This is a genomic window from Roseibium sp. SCP14 (assembly GCF_040329475.1).
GTDB lineage: Bacteria > Pseudomonadota > Alphaproteobacteria > Rhizobiales > Stappiaceae > Roseibium.
In genome coordinates, this window is sequence record NZ_JBDZYH010000002.1 from 169,607 (window position 1) to 187,918 (window position 18,312).

General features: G+C 57.6%; 15 protein-coding genes. 10 read left to right on the forward strand and 5 right to left on the reverse strand.

The window, feature by feature from the left end:
- The first annotated feature begins 11 nt into the window (after window positions 1-11).
- The 4 genes from ABLQ08_RS08270 (at window position 12) to ABLQ08_RS08285 (ending at window position 4,747) form a co-directional block, all read left to right on the forward strand.
- Window positions 12-1,214, forward strand: a complete 1,203-nt coding sequence (locus ABLQ08_RS08270) for a DegT/DnrJ/EryC1/StrS family aminotransferase (RefSeq protein WP_352940687.1) — start codon at window positions 12-14, stop codon at window positions 1,212-1,214.
- Window positions 1,211-1,936 carry an aspartate/glutamate racemase family protein gene (locus ABLQ08_RS08275; protein ID WP_352940688.1) on the forward strand — a complete coding sequence of 242 codons (726 nt, stop codon included), beginning with the start codon at window positions 1,211-1,213 and terminating at the stop codon, window positions 1,934-1,936. The genes ABLQ08_RS08270 and ABLQ08_RS08275 overlap by 4 nt, the downstream gene beginning before the upstream one ends.
- Before the next feature lie 22 nt (window positions 1,937-1,958).
- Entirely contained in the window at window positions 1,959-3,266 is a 1,308-nt protein-coding gene (gene hisD, locus ABLQ08_RS08280) for a histidinol dehydrogenase (protein ID WP_352940689.1), read from the forward strand.
- Between the two features lie 521 nt (window positions 3,267-3,787).
- The gene (locus ABLQ08_RS08285) at window positions 3,788-4,747 is read left to right on the forward strand and encodes a heparan-alpha-glucosaminide N-acetyltransferase (protein WP_352940690.1); all 960 of its coding nucleotides are present in this window, start codon (window positions 3,788-3,790) and stop codon (window positions 4,745-4,747) included.
- On the opposite strand, the gene ABLQ08_RS08290 is transcribed toward ABLQ08_RS08285, so the two are convergent.
- On the reverse strand, window positions 4,737-5,597 hold the full coding sequence (locus tag ABLQ08_RS08290) for a choline/ethanolamine kinase family protein (RefSeq protein ID WP_352940691.1): 861 nt from the start codon (window positions 5,595-5,597) through the stop codon (window positions 4,737-4,739). The genes ABLQ08_RS08285 and ABLQ08_RS08290 overlap by 11 nt on opposite strands.
- A gap of 105 nt (window positions 5,598-5,702) precedes the next feature.
- Here ABLQ08_RS08290 and ABLQ08_RS08295 point away from each other — a divergent pair, with 105 nt between their 5' ends.
- Both ABLQ08_RS08295 and ABLQ08_RS08300 read left to right on the forward strand, forming a co-directional pair.
- Window positions 5,703-6,008 (forward strand): SelT/SelW/SelH family protein, encoded by a 306-nt coding sequence (locus ABLQ08_RS08295; protein WP_352940692.1) that lies wholly within the window; start codon window positions 5,703-5,705, stop codon window positions 6,006-6,008.
- 212 nt (window positions 6,009-6,220) lie between these two features.
- Window positions 6,221-8,740: a methyl-accepting chemotaxis protein gene (locus tag ABLQ08_RS08300; protein ID WP_352940693.1), complete on the forward strand. Its 2,520-nt coding sequence runs from the start codon at window positions 6,221-6,223 to the stop codon at window positions 8,738-8,740.
- Between the two features lie 94 nt (window positions 8,741-8,834).
- Here ABLQ08_RS08300 and ABLQ08_RS08305 read toward each other — a convergent pair whose 3' ends face one another.
- Complete coding sequence (locus ABLQ08_RS08305; protein WP_352940694.1) at window positions 8,835-10,484, reverse strand: hypothetical protein; 1,650 nt, start codon at window positions 10,482-10,484, stop codon at window positions 8,835-8,837.
- A 282-nt stretch (window positions 10,485-10,766) separates the two neighbouring features.
- On the opposite strand from ABLQ08_RS08305, the gene ABLQ08_RS08310 reads away from it, so the two are divergent.
- Window positions 10,767-12,230, forward strand: coding sequence for an SLC13 family permease (locus ABLQ08_RS08310; protein ID WP_352940695.1), 1,464 nt, complete (start codon window positions 10,767-10,769; stop codon window positions 12,228-12,230).
- Between the two features lie 146 nt (window positions 12,231-12,376).
- Window positions 12,377-12,856, forward strand: coding sequence for a hypothetical protein (locus tag ABLQ08_RS08315; RefSeq protein WP_352940696.1), 480 nt, complete (start codon window positions 12,377-12,379; stop codon window positions 12,854-12,856).
- Between the two features lie 117 nt (window positions 12,857-12,973).
- Here ABLQ08_RS08315 and ABLQ08_RS08320 read toward each other — a convergent pair whose 3' ends face one another.
- Together ABLQ08_RS08320 and ABLQ08_RS08325 are read right to left on the reverse strand one after the other, a co-directional pair.
- Window positions 12,974-13,357 (reverse strand): carboxymuconolactone decarboxylase family protein, encoded by a 384-nt coding sequence (locus tag ABLQ08_RS08320; RefSeq protein WP_352940697.1) that lies wholly within the window; start codon window positions 13,355-13,357, stop codon window positions 12,974-12,976.
- Complete coding sequence (locus ABLQ08_RS08325) at window positions 13,311-13,787, reverse strand: MerR family transcriptional regulator (protein WP_352940698.1); 477 nt, start codon at window positions 13,785-13,787, stop codon at window positions 13,311-13,313. The genes ABLQ08_RS08320 and ABLQ08_RS08325 overlap by 47 nt, the downstream gene beginning before the upstream one ends.
- A 191-nt stretch (window positions 13,788-13,978) precedes the next feature.
- Between ABLQ08_RS08325 and betC the strand changes: the two genes are divergently transcribed.
- Entirely contained in the window at window positions 13,979-15,493 is a 1,515-nt protein-coding gene (gene betC / locus ABLQ08_RS08330) for a choline-sulfatase (protein ID WP_352940699.1), read from the forward strand.
- A 9-nt stretch (window positions 15,494-15,502) separates the two neighbouring features.
- On the opposite strand, the gene ABLQ08_RS08335 is transcribed toward betC, so the two are convergent.
- On the reverse strand, window positions 15,503-16,354 hold the full coding sequence (locus ABLQ08_RS08335) for a hypothetical protein (RefSeq protein ID WP_352940700.1): 852 nt from the start codon (window positions 16,352-16,354) through the stop codon (window positions 15,503-15,505).
- A gap of 342 nt (window positions 16,355-16,696) precedes the next feature.
- On the opposite strand from ABLQ08_RS08335, the gene ABLQ08_RS08340 reads away from it, so the two are divergent.
- Window positions 16,697-18,226 carry a diguanylate cyclase domain-containing protein gene (locus tag ABLQ08_RS08340; protein ID WP_352940701.1) on the forward strand — a complete coding sequence of 510 codons (1,530 nt, stop codon included), beginning with the start codon at window positions 16,697-16,699 and terminating at the stop codon, window positions 18,224-18,226.
- Window positions 18,227-18,312 lie beyond the last annotated feature (86 nt).

Consider the following 18,312-nt stretch of genomic DNA (forward strand, 5'->3'; position numbering starts at 1 on the left):
CGGAGAGGATCGTGGAACCGTTTCGTGGCGTTTTTACCCAGCAGGAGGCAATTCCCGAACAGGCGGTCAACGCGGCGATAGAGGTTTTGCGCAGCGGCCGCCTGCACCGTTACAACACGTTGGGAGACGAGCTGAGCGTGGCCTCCGAACTGGAGCGGGCATTTGCCCGGTATCAGGGAGCAAAGTACTGCCTCGCCTGCGCTTCCGGCGGTTATGCCATGTCCATCGCACTTCGTGCCGCCGGGGTTTACCCGGGAGACGCGGTTCTGACGAACAGTTTCACGCTTGCTCCGGTTCCAGGCGCAATCGCCGCGGTTGGCGCAAAACCCGTATTCGTGGAGGTCACCGAAGATCTCGTCCTCGACCTCGGCGATCTTGAAACAAAGATCGCGGAAAGCGGCGCAAAGTTGCTGCTGCTTTCCAGCATGCGCGGTCATCTTTGCGACATGGAGGCCCTCACAGAGCTTCTCGGAACAAAGGATATCGTTCTTCTGGAAGACTGCGCGCACACGATGGGCGCCAGCTGGAACGGGCGGTTGAGTGGCAGCTTCGGTCTGGCAGGGTGTTTCTCGACACAGACCTACAAGCACCTGAACTCTGGTGAAGGTGGACTGCTGACATCGGATGACCCGCAATTCATGGCGCGCGCGATCATGCTTTCCGGGTCCTACATGCTCTATGAACGTCACGGCGCGGCGCCGCCGGAGGAAGTCTTTAGAACCATTCGCCTTGAAACGCCGAACATGTCCGGGCGAATGGACAACCTTCGCGCCGCCATTCTCCTACCTCAACTCGCAGACCTCGATGACAGCATCCGTCGATGGAACGAGCGTTACGATCTTATCGCACAGCGTTTGTCGGAGATCCCGAAGGTCCGGATGCCGCATAGACCAGGTGAAGAGAACTATGTCGGCAGCTCCATCCAGTTCCGCATTCCGGGAATCTCCAAAGCCAACGCAATCAACTTCGTTGCTGAAAACAAAGCTCTTGGCGTCGAACTGAAATGGTTTGGAGATGAAAGCCCCGTGGCCTTCACCTCCAATCATCACAGCTGGCAATACGTGGACCCTCAGGACCTTCCAATGACCGACGAAATCCTTTCGGGGCTTTTCGATATGCGCATTCCCCTGAGCTTCACACTTGACGACTGCGAACACATCGCACGCATCCTCTCTCACACGGTCAATCAGAGCACGGGATCCGGGACGGCATGACAGACAGCAAACGAACCATCGGTGTTCTGGGAGGCATGGGACCGGAAGCAACCATTCTTTTCATGCAAAAAGTGGTTCAAGCCGTTCCTGCCTCCGATGATGCCGACCATATTCCGCTCATCGTCGACAACAACACGCAGGTTCCCTCACGCATCAAGGCACTGATCGAGGGAACGGGAGTTGATCCGGCTCCAACGCTGGCGGATATGGCACGACGCCTTGAAAAGGCCGGGGCAAGCGCTCTGGCAATGCCCTGCAATACAGCTCACAACTACCAGAACCACATCCGCAGTGCCGTCGAAGTTCCCTTTCTTTCGATGGTGGATCTGACCGCAGAGCATATTTTCAGCACGTCCCCGGGCGCACGCGTCGGAATCCTGGCCTCTCCTGCAGTTCGGATGACCGAAATCTACGAGACCCCTCTGTCGGCCAGAGGACTGAAAACCATCTACCCCCGGCAGGAAGACCGTGTTCTCTCGTCGATCAAGGCGCTGAAGGTCTCGGCAGTTGACGCCGCAGCGCGGGAAAGCGTCCGGGAAGTCGCCATGGAACTTGAGAGCGAAGGTTGCGAAGTTCTACTGGTGGGCTGCACCGAATTCTCTCTTCTGGCGGACGAATTGAAGCAGCGTTTCAATATCGTCGACAGCCTGGACGTTCTGGTCGAGGCGGCAGTTTCCTTTTCTCTTGCAACAGCTGCAAACAGCGCCCCGCAAAATACCTGAGACGTGTCGGAGAACAACGACCATGAGCATCGAATACTTGAAGAAGGCCGCGCCAGGCGCCGAGAGCAGTCAGTCGAACGTTCGTGACACGGTCGAAAAAATGTTGTCCGAGATCGAAACACACGGGGACGAAGCCGCTATCAGATATGCGTCCGAATTCGACAGATGGAATGGACCGGTCCTGGTCACATCATCAGAACTGGAGGCCGCCGAAAGATCGGTCCCGGAGAAGCTGAAGGACGACATCCGTTTCGCGCATGACAATGTTCGACGGTTCGCCGAAGCACAGAAGGCGACGATCTCCGACTGCGAACTGGAAGTTCAACCGGGTTTCTTTGCCGGTCAGAAACATCTGCCGGTTTCATCTGCCGGCTGCTACGTACCGGGCGGTCGATACAGCCACATAGCCTCAGCCATCATGACGATCACCACGGCGAAGGTTGCCGGTGTCGGCCACATCACCGCCTGCTCTCCCCCCAGACCGGACGTCGGCATTCCGCCCGCCATCCTGTTCACGATGAAGCTTTGCGGTGCAGACACGATCCTGAACATGGGTGGAGTTCAGGGCGTTGCCTCCATGGCATTCGGTCTCTTCGGCCTTCCGAAAGCGGTTATTCTCGTCGGCCCGGGCAACCAGTTTGTCGCCGAAGCCAAACGCATCCTCTTTGGACGGGTCGGTATCGACATGTTTGCGGGCCCAACGGACTCGCTCGTCGCCGCAGACAGCACTGCGGATCCATATCTGGTCGCTTGGGACCTCGCCGGACAGGCGGAGCACGGATACAATTCTCCCGTCTGGCTGGTTACCGATGACCGCGACCTTGCTGAAAGGGTCATGGCGCTCATTCCAGACATCGTTGCCAGCCTACCCGAGACCAATGCAAAAAATGCCGAAGCCGCCTGGCGGGAACTCGGTGAAGTCATCCTGTGTTCGAACCGGGAAGAGATGGCGCAGGTCTGCGACAGCTACAGCCCCGAGCACTTGCATATCCAGGCCGCTGACCTGCCCTGGTGGTTGGGGCGGCTTCGCTCCTACGGATCACTGTTCCTGGGAGAAGAGACAACCGTTGCCTTTGGAGACAAGGCGGCTGGCCCCAATCACGTTCTGCCGACCTCGGGAGCCGCGCGATATACCGGGGGACTTTCCGTCCACAAATACATGAAGACGGTCACCTGGCAGCGCTCCACGCGAGAGGGGGCCAGGCCCGTTGCAGAAGCGACAGCCCGCATCTCCCGGCTAGAGGGGATGGAGGGTCATGCGCGCACGGCAGACGTTCGTCTGGAGAAGTTTTTCCCTGATGAAACCTTCGATCTTTCGGCGTCTGACTGATTTGCCCGTGCCGGTTCTGACCGCAATCCGGCCTGCCATGGTTTGCGTTTTTCTTGATCAAAATTGGGCAGGAAGTGGGCGCTGAAAGCGGGGTTTTGTCGCAAGGCACAACAAGTCCGGGTATTTCGGTAGAATTTACAAGGGCTTCACTCGGTCAATATACAAAAGAATACTTTGCCGGTTACTCCACAACTTGGCAGTTTTCTTGGGAAAACCGGTTTAGATTTCATTTACCATCTTTCCGTTGCCTACTTGTTACAGCACTGTCGTGACACCTGATGGTGGGACAGAGGGAAAATTGGTATGTGGCAGGATCCGGCGAACCATGACGTGTTTACCGTCCATCGGCCTTCTCCTTGGCCATATGTAGGTGCCATGCTGGCAATAGCGGCACTTTTCACGACACTTGTCGTTACCTTCAGTAGTTGATCCTTCCTCCGACAGAATTCGTCTCCACAGCTTGATGAAATGAACCTGAGCTTGTAGCACTCGGGCAGTAACCATTTCTGGAAAGCGTGCTTATGCAAACAACACGATTGGCCGTGCTTGACCTTGCCCGCGGCCTCGCCGTTGTTGCCATGGCCATCTACCATTTCTCCTGGGATCTCTCGTGGTTCGGATTTGTTGATTGGCCCGTGACGCTGGGGGTTGGCTGGCGCAGTTTTGCCGCCTCCATTGCCGGCAGCTTTCTGTTTCTGGCCGGTGTGAGCCTTGATCTGGCGCATCACAAAGGCATCCGCTGGCACGCCTTCTGGCGCCGCTTTGCAGTTATTGTCGCCGCCGCCGCCGCAATTTCTCTCGTTACCTATTTTGCCTTCGGAAACAGTTTTGTCCGCTTCGGCATTTTGCATTCCATCGCTGCGGCAAGCCTGATTGCCATTCCTTTCACGCGCGCACCTTTATGGCTGACCTTCGCAGCCTCTGTTTTCGTTCTGACGCTACCATTGTGGGCCAGTTCCTATTTCTTCAATGGCCAGTTCTGGCTCTGGACAGGCCTTGGAACACCCGACTACGGCAGCGTTGATTATGTTCCGGTTGCACCATGGGCAGGCGTCACGCTCGCAGGCCTCGCTCTTTCCGAGGCTTTCCGTAAGTTCAATGTCTGGGAGAAACTCAGCAATTGGAGTTTTGCCGGACGTGCCGGCCGCTCAACGAGGTTCATTGGCCGGCACTCGCTTGTGGTTTATCTGCTGCACCAACCGGTTCTCTTCAGTCTCGTCTGGACGGCGACCTTGCTCGGTCCGGACGTCGACAGGGCGGCGACAGCCTTTATCCGCAACTGCTCCGTGGCCTGTCAGGACAATCTCGGCGCTCCCGACATCTGCAACGCGGCATGCAGTTGCACAATTGATCGTCTCAAGGCTGACGATGTCTGGACGGCTCTCAACGATGACCCCACGAACCAGTCGCTACGCGCTCAAATGAACACGAGATACGCCCAATGCCTGGCCGACCCTGAGTGGAATCCGGTCACCGACTAGATCGCCTTCTTTCAACGCTATCGAGTCTGTGCAGCGCCCTTTCGATCCGCGCGCGTGCGAAAGGCAAGAAAGTCATTTCATCCCGACCCTTCATCAATTGCTCCAACGCCCACGCAGCCGAAACGGCATCGCACTTTGATTTCATAATCTGCAATTGTTCTTCAGAAGGACGGAAATCCATAGCCCCGCTAGCGCAATATGCATTCAGCAATTCAGCTTCCTGCTCTTCCGAAAAACCATGTTCGAGAACCGCATAGGCAAGATCCCACGTAGGCTCGGACATGCCGGAATACTCCCAATCGATCAGCCAGAACTTTTCTGCAGTGACCAGACAGTTTCCGGGTGACAGGTCGCCATGGCTCGGCACCAGTCGCTTTGCCGACACGAAGGCGGGTATGGTCCTCATCTTTTCGAGGGCACTGTCGAGAAGCAGCATTTCCTGCCGGCAGCGAGGTGAGATTGAAAGAGAGTGCCGTTGCGCCCGATAGACGTCATCAGGTTCCAGTCGTCCGGAAAACGTCAGACCGGAGGCATGCAATTGCCCCAACGCTTGTCCGAGTTGGCGAGCCATGTCCGCTGGAGAACAGTCAACTTCATCGACGGCACGTGTCAGCAGAACTCCGGTTTCGGGGTCGCAGAACAACGGTGGCAGGGCCACACTGATTTCTGCCGCGCTCTTGAGATTCTGCGCTTCGGCATTTCGATCAATCATACCTGCCGTCTCTTCACGCGGCAGGCGCAGAAAGAAAGCCCCCTTGTCGGCCTCAAGTCTATAGACCCGATTTGTCAGGCCGGCATGCGGCGACACCCGCCTCAGTCCACCACAAATGTGCGGCAGCCGATCATGCATCTGAAATGCCTGACCAACGTCGGGATACAAGTCTTCTGGTTTTTGCGTATCGGAATGTGGCACAAGCGGATGCAATCACGTCTTGAAAGGATAAGGTGAGACGCCATGACCAACGTCCCCTCGCCCCATATCATCATCACCTACTGCCGCCAATGCAATTGGCTGCTTCGTTCTGCCTGGATGGCGCAGGAAATCCTGACCACCTTCTCTGAAGAAGCAGGAGCGGTCACCCTTGTGCCTGGAACAGGCGGAACTTTCACCATTACCTGCGACGGCAAGCTGATCTGGGACCGGAAACAGGACGGCGGCTTTCCGGAAGCCAAGGTTCTGAAACAGCGGCTCAGAGACCTTCTTTGGCCCGACAAGGAACTCGGCCATTCCGATCGGAAGGAAATCTCATCTCATTCTTGAGCAACGGCGTTTTCCCGTCGTGACTCAGGCTGAATGGGAACATCGGCACCGGAGAGAGCAGCTCGCCTTGTGCCGCGAGCGCAGACATTTTCAGTTTAACTGGTTGTTCTGACAACAAGATGAAAAAATCCTGCTCAAAACTAATATCATTTGGCTCTTTTTAAATATTTGCAGGCACTGTGCTCCGAACAACGCTGGTTCGGAGCCGTATAATGAAGTTCCCATTTCTTTCTTCCGGGAAAAACGCATCTGAGTACTCTATCAGCCAACAGGACGTCGAGCGCCCTCAGCGGCAACGGTTCTTCTTTGACTGGTCGATAAAAACTCAGTTGCGGATCGGCTTTGCCGTAATGCTGCTGTGCGCGATCGGCGTCGGAGCGAGCGGTCTGATCGCCGCATCGCGGGTTCAGAACTCTGTAACGGTCGCAAAAACCGCGAACGAACTTCTTGGAGGAGTTCCCCAACTTCTGACACACGCCCAGAAATTCAGCCGCGAAGGAAATGCCGGCGACGCGGACGCGGTGCAGGCCGATATTGCGCTGATTTCTTCGGAAACCGGCCAATTGGCTGAAGAACGCCCCCAAGTTGCGCAAGCGCTGACGTCGATCGTCACCGATCTGGACGCCAACTTCAGTGACCTGACCCAAAACCGAGGTAACAGGGACGTTGCCGTCGCCGAGCTCGACGGCCTGACCGCCACTCTGGTCGAGACCACCAACAAGGCGTTTACGGACTACAAGGCACTTGCCTCCTACCGGTCGGTGCATGCGATCAACAACGAAGGCAAGATGACGAAGTTGTCGCAGGTCTCTCCCCGATTGAGCAATATGCGTGTGGCAGCCATCGTGCTGGAACAGGAAGCCGCAGCCTTCGCCGCGGCCCCTGACAAGGCGTCCGCCAAGAAACTCAGCGATCGCGTCAAGGCTCTGGACAAGGATGCCAAGGCTGTCCGGCGGGCCGTGAAGACCGATGCGATCAAGGCGAATGTCAAGAAACTGACCAAGAGTTCCAAAGCATTTGAGAAATTGATCAAGGCACACCTGAAGTCAGGCCCAAATTCGGAATCCGGAAGCGATTTCCAACCCGCGGTTCAAGGTCTTGCCGGTCTCGCTATCGAAATTGTCGAGGCTGCGGAGCAACCGATCAAGGAACTGACGCAGGAATTGAAGCAATATGATCGCGCAACAGCTGACCTCGCATTGCTGTCGAATTACACTCAGAGTGTTGCGCGCAACGTGCTTGGCATCCGCAGTGCCTATGCGGACTACCTGAACATTTCTTCCGAGGCCTCAGCTGAAGCCTTTCAGGTTTACCTGACCGATGCACAAATGGAATTGAACAGCCTGGAAGAGATCCGTTTGGCCGCTGCCAAACACAGCTCCGACAAGGCCATGACTGATTTGCTGGATGGTCCGCTGAAGACCCTCGTTGCCGCTGGCAACGAAACACTGCCCCAGCTTGACGCCACTTTTGCCAAAGTTAAGTCGACAACCGCCGCCCTGTTGAGCAGTGAACAGGCTTTTGCAAAGGCCGCGGCGGAGTTGACGGACCAGGCAGCGAACATCAGCACGAGTGCAGGTGAAACTGCCGTCACGAGCGCGGGTGCCGCCCAGACGCAGATCATCCTGACCCTGGTTCTCGCCCTGATGCTGGGGATTGCCTTCGTTGTTCTGCTGTCGGCGGCCATCGTTCGCCCTATCAGAGGGCTGACCGCCGCGATGCTCAAGCTGAAGGACGGTGATACCGACCTGTCCTTGCCGGCAGCGCATCGCAGAGACGAAATCGGCCACATGGCAAAGGCCGTCGGCACCTTTGCAGACCGCGAACAGGAACGCCTGCGGCTCGAAGAACAGACCCGGGCAGGACAGGAAGAGGTTCGCAAACGCCAGCAAACAGTTGATGCGCTGGTCGCCGAGTTCCGCGACGACATTGAAACCGCCCTTTCAACGGTCACAGGCAACATGCAGCAGCTCGATCAGACTGCGGAATTGCTGTCAGGCATCGCCCGGAACACGAGCGGCAAGAGCGAGGAAGTCAGCACCGCTTCAACGCAGGCCAGCGACAATGTGCAGACAATTGCTGCAGCGACGGAAGAGCTCAGCGCTTCGGTGCAGGAGGTCGGCCGCCAGGTCACCGACACGCTGCACCGGGTCGAGGAAGCAACAGGCGCGACCCGAACGTCCAACGATCAGGTCAAGGGACTTTCAGCCGCTGCGGAGAAAATCGGTGCCGTCGTCCAGCTCATTCAGGACATTGCCGAGCAGACCAACCTGCTGGCCCTCAACGCTACCATCGAGGCAGCCCGCGCCGGTGAAGCCGGCAAGGGCTTCGCCGTTGTTGCTTCGGAAGTAAAGTCACTCGCCGGTCAGACCGCCAAGGCAACCGACGAGATTTCCAGCCAGGTTTCGGAAATCCAGTCTTCCACAGATGCCGCAGTTCAGGCGATCAGCGCGATTATGGGCATGATGGAAGATGTCAATGAAACGGCAGCTGCCATGGCCGCTTCGGTAGAACAGCAAGCCGCTGCCACTGCAGAAATCTCAACCGGCGTGTCCCAGGCCGCGGCGCAGACCAGCAGCGTGACCGATAACATCGGCGATCTTTCCAAAGGTTCCAGCGAAACCAGTCAGTCCGCACGGGAAGTCGAGGACATCACCGATGCAGCCACCCGGCAACTGAATGAAGTGACCGGCCGGATCGACCGCTTCCTGCAGGATGTGGCAGCCGCATAAGCTGCCCCTTCCCTTTCAGGCGTCGAATTCAAACCTTCTGCTTTGGCGACTGAAAAGCGTTGCGGAGACCCGTAAGAGGTCTCCGGGCGCTCATTCACTTCGTCACATTCACACACCGAGAAGGCCCGATGGTCGTTTCACTCATCGGGCAGGCATTGCGTATTCCAAATACAAAGTCCGACTGAACGGCCCGCACTTCCGTTGCCTGTTCCTCGCCGTTCACACCATAGTAGGCGTTGACGTAAAACCATCCTTCTTCCGGTGTGCCAGCGGCACTTTCAGATATTCCGGCAGCGTTCAGGCGATTGATCCGCATGCCGAACGGCACGAGGCCGCGCTGATCTATGGCCGCACGGGCGTGACACGAAATGCAGGATGAACTGTTGACCAACCCGGCTTCCGTGACCGAGTTGCCAAGCAGCGTTGACCTGCCCGTTGCTGACACGAAATCAGTCTGAGTGCCCTTCAGCCTGTAGGACCGCCAGGCCTTGTCCCGGGGACCGGGCAAACCGGACACGTTATCCTCACTGGCCGTTGCGATCTGTAGCGCCGTCAGAAGGTTATCAAGAGCCGGTCTCATCCGGTCCTCACCGGCATAGGACTTCGCCAGATCGAACATTGCCGTCTCATCGCTCCCAACTTCCTTCATCTGATGCGGCGGAATGAAATTGGCCGCCGCCGTTTGAAGATCTGTGTCGTCTGTTTGCGGCAAAGTTGTACTGGCGAAGCCAAAGCTGTCGTTGCAGCCCGTGAAGTCGCACCGTCCCGGATTGGCAGCATGTTCGAAGGTCGACCAGAACCAGTTCGGCAGGTCTTTGGAAACGATGTGAAAGGCCACCAGGATGTGCGGCTCGACCTTCCTGATAGCGGTGCCGCCATTCATCGAAATCAGGTCCATCTTAATAAATGGCTGCTGCGGATCATCAGGATCAAGTCCGATCTTTCGCGCGTTTTCCAAGGACAACCAGTTCGCCTTGACGACAATCGATCTGATCGGAAATTCGACGATTGCCGGAACTCGAGGTGTGGTGAATTCGGCGTTCGGATCAAGAATTTTCGGCCTGTAAGGAGCATAGGCACCAAGCTTTTTGGTGTGTGTCTGGTAAATCGCCTTCAGACCGTCAACATGATACATCTGCCTGTCGAAGATGTAGTTCATCATGTGCCGGTTTCGGTAGACCAGCTCTTTCTGCAGGTCCCCGATCACAACGGCCTTCAGACTGTCGGGCACCCTGCCCCACGTTTCCGATTGAACATTTCCCTGCGCTTCGGACGCCGCTGCCATCGGCAATCTTCTTGCCTTGGACGGTGTTTCGAGCACATGCTTCGGCACCCCGGCAACATCGCCTGGAAAGACCGGACAATGTGCCGGTTCATCATCGTTCGATCCTTCGAGTTTAGCGCAACAGTTCTCGTTGGAGCTGCCCGGCAGACACCTTGGCCAGGGATCCGACGGCCAGGCCTGCCGGTCACTGCTCCAGTTTTCCCAAAACTCCGACCGGACAACCCGGGTGAACAGCTTCCAGGCAAAGGCATCCGGGCAGGACATGGCCGGGTTGGTGATATTCGGACCGAAATCGTATCGGCCATCCTGATAGGTCAGGTCGCATTCGGGCGTGTCACGAATGTCTGACTGAAACCACATGGCGAAATCGATGTGGTTCGGTTTGCCGCCTGCTTGTAAGTCCTGAATGGGCATGAGCAGCAGGATCAGCAGCGCTCCCCCAATGAGCAAAGCTCGCATCGATTGCCCCCTTGGCTCGAAGAGGATGACGACATCCTCAAAACACAGGTTCTCTGTCGACAGATCGCGTCAGGAAATCACACCAGATCGAAAAAGTATAATCGCGTTGGCGCTTCGTCGGAGCGACCTAAGCTTCACCGGTCTCGAGGCGGCGAATGGTTGAAGATCTGAGCAATCGGAGTTGATTGAACGGGACTTGAGGCTTTTGCAGCAGCCCTTTAGGCTTCAGGTCATACAGAAAAGTTGTTTGTTTTTGAGATTGAGGCCGGGAGATCCACTGGCATGCAGAGCGTCAAAGACCGGCCTTCAGCTTCTCCCGCGCGCACGCTGATTGCGCTCTTTTCCGGTCCGGTTCTTTACACGCTGATCCGTTTCCTGCCCGCTCCGGAAGGCATGTCCGCCGAAGCCTGGGCGTTGCTTGCGCTACTCTGCTGGATGGTGGCCTGGTGGCTGAGTGAAATCCTGCCACTTGCAGCCACGGCACTGCTGCCGGTAATCGTGATGCCGCTCTCAGGCATTGCCGATGTCGGCACCGTCACCCGGGCATACGGCCACCCGCTCATTTTCCTGTTTCTGGGCGGCTTCATGCTGGCCATGGCAATTGAATCCGTCGGTCTGCACCGGCGCATTGCCCTGACGATCGTCTCCCGCGTCGGGACACGGCCGCGGGAACTCACGCTCGGCTTCATGGTGGCAACCGCATTCCTCTCCATGTGGATCACCAACACCGCGGCAACGATCATGATGTATGCAGTGGCGCTTTCCGTTGTGGACTTCATCAAGGCGAAATCGGCAAAGCCGGATGCCTTGAAGCGGTTTTCCGTCGGCCTCATGCTCGCAGTCGCCTACAGCGCGTCCATAGGCGGAATGGCAACATTGATCGGTTCGCCGGTCAACGCGCTATTGGCAACGATCCTTTATGGTGAGTACGGCATCGTGGTCGAATTTGCCGACTGGCTTCTGATCGGGCTGCCGGTCACTCTGGTGATGCTGGTTCTCGCCTGGCTCCTGCTGGCCGTTATGCTCTATCCGTCCGAAAACATTGAAGGCAGCGATCTGGCAGAAGCTGTAAGGAGTGAACACGGCAAACTGCCACCAATGAGCCGGGCGGAAAGAACGGTCGCAATCGTTTTCTTTCTTGCCGGGGTCGGCTGGATCTTCGGCGATCAGATTTCGCATCTCACCGGGCTGCCGATCACCGATACGACCGTGGCACTGGTCGCGGCGCTGCTGCTCTTTGCCTGGCCGGTAAACTCGGACATGACGGAATTCGCCCTCGACTGGAAGACGGCAGCAGGCCTGCCATGGAACGTGCTGATCCTCATCGGTGGCGGCCTGGCCGTGGCTCTGGCGTTCCAGATCACCGGACTGGCGGACTGGATTGGCGAACAGGTATCCGGTCTCGACATCGCCGTCTTTGCCATGGTGCTTCTGGTCACGACAATGATGGTGTTCCTGACCGAAATCATGTCGAACCCGGCTTCCGCCGCAACAATCCTCCCCGTTGTCTCTGCAGTGGCTGTCGGTTTCGACCTGACCCCGTTGTTGCTTGCTGTCCCGGCGGCCCTTGCGGCGAACATGTCCTTCATGATGCCGGTGGCGACAGCACCGAATGCGATCGTCTTTTCCAATCCGGACCTGAAAATCCTCGACATGGCAAAGGCCGGTATCTGGCTCAATCTTTGCGGGATCGCTGTTTGCACCCTGATGGTCTATTTCGTCTTCAGACCGCTCGGCGGGTGGTAGGCCTCGACCTGACACTTTGCTTTCACCCCGTTCAAACCTGTCGAAAGTTTAAGGTCCCTCCGCCTGTTCTCCGCTGCTTTTCATCCCCATCTCCTGTCTAGTCGTCCCGAAATGGGACAAGACAAACGCATAGGGAGAACTTGCAAATGATGAAAACTCTGGTTCCTGCCGCCCTGATGGCGGGTTCGCTGGTTGCCGCCCCGGTCGCGCTTGCCGCCAACAGTGACAACACTGCTATCGAAGGCACCTATCTGCTGGTGCAGCCCAATACCAGCCAGCGGGTGCTTGCGCTCAAACCCGGTGGTACAGTCAGTCTCATAAGCCAGGGACAGCAAGTTCGCGGATACACATCCGGTCTCGGATCCTGGAAGATGACCGGGCCGGACAGCGCACGCGCGACAATCATCGATTTCAACCACCCTGAAATCGAGACCGGCGACGACGGAGCCACGCAAATTGTCTATGACCTGACTTTCTCCGATGAAGTCGACGGCCAGTTCCAAAGTGTAACCGGTCAATTTACCGGCCAGTCCTTTGCCAAGGGACAAAACCCGCTGGCCAATGACGCCAAGCCGGCCCGCACCTTCGGCAACCGGTTCGACGGTATGCGCATCGGCGTCAACTGATCACGTCAGAGCCGGCCGATGACAATCCTTCGCTGATTTTCATTGCTCGTGCACACTTGAACGCCAGTGGCGACAGGTTCGCCACTGGCTGGAATTTCGCCGAAAACCGCCCCGAAACTATGTTGGCAAGTCCTGCTGATCAAAAACATCACGCGTTGCATTCAAACCGTTGATCGCCGCAGGCAAGCCGCCGTAAACCGCCATCTGCCAGATCGCTTCAACGACCTCCGTCCGGCTGGCGCCAGCGGCCAGCGTGTGTTCAATGTTTACTTTCAACTGCGGTGCTGTTTGGCCGCCCAGCACGGTCAGGGCGGCAATGGTGCACAGCTGTCGCGTTTTCAGATCCAGCCCCTGCCGCGCATAATGCCGGCCATAGGCCCACTCGATCAGGCTCTCTGCAAAATCCGGAATCAGATCGCCGTACCGTTCTGTCAACACGGCTTCCAGATCCGGATTAAGACTTTGCGTCAGTGCGCGTCCCCGCTTGAGTGCTTCGCTCATTTGTCTGCCCTTTCAGGACTGGCTGGGCGCCGTGTTCGGTCCGGGCACAGCTTTCGAAGGCCGGGTCGACAGGTTCGCCTGCCTCCAACCTTCTGTAGAGATCGATCTTTTCGTCCAGCACAGACAGCATCTCGGTAAGCCGTGTTACGTCTTCGCGAACCTTCTGCCGATGGATCTCAAGCATTTCCCTTCGTTCGGTGAGCGACGCTCCGCCCTTCGTCCGCAGGTCCGCATATCGCAGCCGGTCCTTGATCCCCATTCCGGTCGCTTTGAGCCGATCCAGAAACGCGATCCAACGCAAGATGGTCTGGTCATAGACCCTTCGCCCACCCGCATCGCGCAAGGCCTTTGGCAGCAGCCCGATTTTCTCGTAGTATCGTAGCGTGTCGGTGGAAAGCCCCGACTTTTCCGCAAGATCACCAATTCGCATGTCTGTCTCCGAACAGGACGATTTCCTTCACCTACCGGTTGGAGCGCACTCCAGGTCAAGTGTAATTTGTTCGAATTCGCCCCTGCTGGCGTAAATCCCGACAATCACGTCGATATTGATTGATCGATCAATCCAAAAAGCCGCATCATGAAAACTGAAAATTGCGCATCATGTTTGGGAGGAAATCACCTATGGACCGCAAGAACATCCTGATCCTGATGGTTGACCAGTTGAACGGAACACTGTTTCCGGATGGTCCTGCGGACTTCCTGCATGCACCCAATCTGAAAAAGCTGGCAGAACGGTCGGTACGTTTTCAAAACTCCTATACCGCCTCGCCGCTTTGCGCGCCGGGTCGTGCAAGCTTCATGTCCGGACAGCTGCCGCGCCGCACTGGCGTCTATGACAATGCCGCAGAATTCGCCTCCGACATTCCGACCTACGCACACCACCTGCGCCGTGCCGGCTACACCACATGTCTGTCCGGCAAGATGCACTTCGTCGGCCCCGATCAGATGCACGGTTTCGAGGAGCGCCTGACCACCGATATCTATCCGGCGGACTTCGGCTGGACGCCTGACTATCGCAAGCCGGGTGAGCGCATCGACTGGTGGTACCACAATATGGGATCGGTCACCGGAGCAGGCGTCGCCGAAATTTCAAACCAGATGGAATATGACGACGACGTCGCCTTCCAGGCCGTGCGCAAGATCTACGACTACGGCCGGGGCAAATATGATCGTCCCTTTTGTCTGACTGTCAGCTTCACCCATCCCCATGATCCCTATGTCGCCCGCAAGAAATACTGGGACCTCTACGAGGATTGCGACCATCTGCTGCCGGAGGTTCCGGCCATGGCCTACGAAGACCATGACCCGCATTCCAAGCGCATCTTCGATGCCAATGACTGGCGCAACTTTACCATCACCGAAGAGGACATTCGCCGCTCGCGCCGCGCCTATTTTGCCAACATTACCTATCTCGATGACAAGGTCGGCGAAATCCTGCATGCCCTCGAAGCCATGGACCTGGCCGAAGACACGACCATTCTGTTCGTATCCGATCACGGTGACATGCTCGGTGAGCGCGGCCTCTGGTTCAAGATGACCTTCTTCGAGGGATCGTCCCGTGTGCCGTTGATGATTTGCGACAAGAGCCTGACACCGGAGAAAGTCTCAACGCCCGTCAGCACGCTGGATGTATTGCCGACAGTCTGTGATCTCGCCGGGATCGACATGAGCGAGATCATGCCCTGGACCGACGGAGAGAGTCTGATCCCGCTCGCGATCGGCAAGGAACGCACAAGCCCTGTGCTCATGGAATATGCCGCGGAAGCCTCCTATGCGCCGCTTGTCGGCATTCGGGAAGGCGAGTGGAAATACATTCATTGCGAACTCGATCCACCTCAGCTTTTCAACTTGGAAAGCGATCCGAACGAACTGACCAACCTCGCCGACGACCCCGATTATGCAGACGTGAGTGCCCGCTTTGCGCAGGCCGTGCGCACCGGGTGGAACATGGCGACCTTCGACGCCGAGGTTCGCCAGTCCCAGGCCCGCCGCTGGATTGTCTACGAAGCCCTGCGCAACGGCGCCTATTTCCCCTGGGACTACCAGCCGCTGCAGAAAGCCTCGGAACGCTACATGCGCAACCACATGGACCTGAACGAAGTCGAAGAAAGCCAACGGTATCCGCGGGGAGAGTGAGGCCCAGTCCTAGAACTTCGCATAGGCCTCATACCCTGGTGGCAACCTCTTGCCGCTCTGCTCGGCTTCTTTCCTTGCCATCTCCAGAAACGCGACCCGGCTCTCGGTGAAATCCGGGGCCGGTTTGCCGGATGCCATCATGAGGCGTTCCAGGCCGAAGCCGCCGCCGACCGGTCCCGGTCTTGCGGCCTGCCTGTCCGCGAGAGCGATCTCACCAATCTCCAGATAATCCGGCAGGGGATAGCTCAGCTCTCCGCTCGTGCCGCTGTTTGACGGGTAATAGATGCCGGCCGTCGGGAAGCCCGGCGTTTGCGGATGTCCGGCAGGTGCAAAGTAACCTGACCCGTCACCGGCGGACATCGCATCATTCAGATCCCGACGGATAAACCGGCCTTTCTGCAGCAGCGCGCTGTCGTTCAGATACGGTTCGAACAGGTCGGTGGACACGAACACGAGCTGTTCCGGATCAAGCTCCCCTTTCTCGATGGCAAATTCAATCAGCCATTCGGCAACGTCTCCGGATCTGGACGGATCCGGCATATTGACCACCATGATGTTGAAGAGCGCCAGAACGCCGGGTTCGCCAGCCTTGCTGATATCATCAATCCGGCAGGCAGGTTGAACACAGGCAGACGGCCCGTCCGGATAAGTTGGACGCGTATCATCGAAACGCAGTCCACCGTTAAACCCGAAGTCGGTCAGTAGACCGAGCGGTTCGAGCGCTTCGAATCCCTGAGCCGAGAAATGATCCAGAAAGCCCGTTGCCATCTCGTCTTTTGCAAATGCTTTCGAGCCGGGCAGAAGCAAACCGGCAGCTCCAGCTACGGACAGATTCATCAATTGTCTGCGATCGAGCAACATCGGCACGTCTCCAAACTTTCTAAATCAACCTTGATCGGTGCGCCATGGCGCCACATCCGAGCGTTACGTCAACTTACAAACCCGCCACTTTTGTGTCCGCGCATTCACGACCGGAATTCTGACGGACCTGGTGGTTGACCGGCAGGGAAACGGAATGCCTGGCTTGGGTGCTGCCCCTGTTCTGTCCACCTCACCTGCCGATTGCTTCAACTCGTCACATTCCGACTAACCCGTCATTAACCCCGTTTCGCGAATGCGGCCCCAATTCCAGTCGTGCAAACCGCATTTTCACCAGCTCCGACAAGTATTGTGGGCAAATGAAGTCGCTGGGGAGCACGGGGAATGGTTGCAAAAGAGCAGCACCAGGGGTCAACGAACAGGACAAAAGGCGGGATGGTGCCGAAATTGCGCCTGCGTCAGCTGGCCTATGCCTCGATTTCCATGCTGCTGGTCGGTGGCGTATTCGCGATGGTCTATCTGTTTTTCAGCACCACGCACAGCGCCGACCAACTGGCACTGCGCCATGAAAGGGCCCTGGTTACGGAAGCGCTGGATCACAGCCTTGAACTGGAAGCGCGTCACCAGACATTCATCGCCATCAATGACAAGACTGCCAGAGAAGTGCAAATCGACGATCGGATTGACAGCGAATTCGCCCATGAGATCGCCCGCCAGATGTGGCTCGATTTCCACCACGACTGGACGCTGATCGTTGACAGCAAGAACGATCTGATCCTGGTCGCCGCCGAGGACGAGATCGTGCCGGTAGCCGCAGGCCAGGAAATCCTGGACGCGACCCGGGATCTGGTCGCCAAGGCCCGCCTCGGCTATCAGGCCGTGCGCCGTCCGGCGGCCGATGGCTACAAGGTCAAATACGTTGAAAAAGGCGAACTCGCTCCGATCTATGCCACCGACGTGCGCGACGTTGCCGGCAATCCTGCCCTGGTCAGTGCCATGGCCATCGTGCCGGAATCCGACACCTTGTCGCTGCCGGACGGACCTCCGGGCGTCATCATCTCCGTTGCCCTCATCGGCGAGGCATTCCTTGAGGAAATCGGGACGACACTGCTCCTGCAGGATTTCATCTATGTGGCCGGTAGCGACCATCATGAGGCCAGTGTCCCGGTCGCCGTGCACGGACATGCGCCAATCGGCTATTTTGAATGGACCAGTGAAGCGCCGGGCAGCAAGATCCGCGACGCCATCGGCCCCATCGCTGCCGCACTGATCCTGGGCTTCGTTGCCGTCGGCGCGGTGTTTGCCCGCAAGCTCGCCGCGAAGTCCCACGCGCTTGAGGAAAGCGAGAACCTCAATCGGCAGATGGCTACCCATGATCTCATGACGGGCCTTGCCAACCGGACACACTTCCACGACGCTTTCGAAAAGTCGATCCGGGTCTGCCACGACACGCCCTGCGCGGTGCTGGCCATCGACCTTGACCGCTTCAAGGCCGTTAACGACACATTCGGCCATGAGGCAGGTGACATGGTCATCCGACAGGTTGCACACCGCCTGCGCTCCCTGCTAGCCGACCACGCGCTGGTTGCGCGCACCGGCGGTGACGAGTTCATGGCACTGCTGACGGGACGTGTCGATGACGACTATCTGCGCTGGCTCTGCGACGAGCTGGTGGAGGCCGCTGCAAAGCCGATCCCCGTTTCGGGCGGCCTCGCCCATATCGGCGTCAGCATCGGCTGGGCCAAGGCCCCGAAACATGCCGACACCGCCAACCACCTGTTGAGCCTTGCCGACCGGGCGCTTTACCACGCGAAGGAAAGCGGTCGCAGCATGGCCGTCTGCATCGAGGATCTGTACCGCATGGAACCGCAGGCACTCGACGCGCCTTCAGGAAACGAACGCCGAAGCGCCTGACCGGCACCCGTTCTCCTGTCCTCCTATCCTGACAGCTCCTCCTGACAACCTTGTGTCAGGAGACTGACAGGAAGTGGCAAAAAGTG

Coding starts and splice junctions, on each gene's coding strand:
- ABLQ08_RS08275 (WP_352940688.1), top strand. CDS start 1,211: ATGACAGACAGCAAACGAACCATCGGTGTTCTGGGAGGCATGGGACCG.
- hisD (WP_352940689.1), top strand. CDS start 1,959: ATGAGCATCGAATACTTGAAGAAGGCCGCGCCAGGCGCCGAGAGCAGT.
- ABLQ08_RS08285 (WP_352940690.1), top strand. CDS start 3,788: ATGCAAACAACACGATTGGCCGTGCTTGACCTTGCCCGCGGCCTCGCC.
- ABLQ08_RS08290 (WP_352940691.1), bottom strand. CDS start 5,597: ATGCATGATCGGCTGCCGCACATTTGTGGTGGACTGAGGCGGGTGTCG.
- ABLQ08_RS08295 (WP_352940692.1), top strand. CDS start 5,703: ATGACCAACGTCCCCTCGCCCCATATCATCATCACCTACTGCCGCCAA.
- ABLQ08_RS08300 (WP_352940693.1), top strand. CDS start 6,221: ATGAAGTTCCCATTTCTTTCTTCCGGGAAAAACGCATCTGAGTACTCT.
- ABLQ08_RS08305 (WP_352940694.1), bottom strand. CDS start 10,484: ATGCGAGCTTTGCTCATTGGGGGAGCGCTGCTGATCCTGCTGCTCATG.
- ABLQ08_RS08310 (WP_352940695.1), top strand. CDS start 10,767: ATGCAGAGCGTCAAAGACCGGCCTTCAGCTTCTCCCGCGCGCACGCTG.
- ABLQ08_RS08315 (WP_352940696.1), top strand. CDS start 12,377: ATGATGAAAACTCTGGTTCCTGCCGCCCTGATGGCGGGTTCGCTGGTT.
- ABLQ08_RS08320 (WP_352940697.1), bottom strand. CDS start 13,357: ATGAGCGAAGCACTCAAGCGGGGACGCGCACTGACGCAAAGTCTTAAT.
- ABLQ08_RS08325 (WP_352940698.1), bottom strand. CDS start 13,787: ATGCGAATTGGTGATCTTGCGGAAAAGTCGGGGCTTTCCACCGACACG.
- betC (WP_352940699.1), top strand. CDS start 13,979: ATGGACCGCAAGAACATCCTGATCCTGATGGTTGACCAGTTGAACGGA.
- ABLQ08_RS08335 (WP_352940700.1), bottom strand. CDS start 16,354: ATGTTGCTCGATCGCAGACAATTGATGAATCTGTCCGTAGCTGGAGCT.
- ABLQ08_RS08340 (WP_352940701.1), top strand. CDS start 16,697: ATGGTTGCAAAAGAGCAGCACCAGGGGTCAACGAACAGGACAAAAGGC.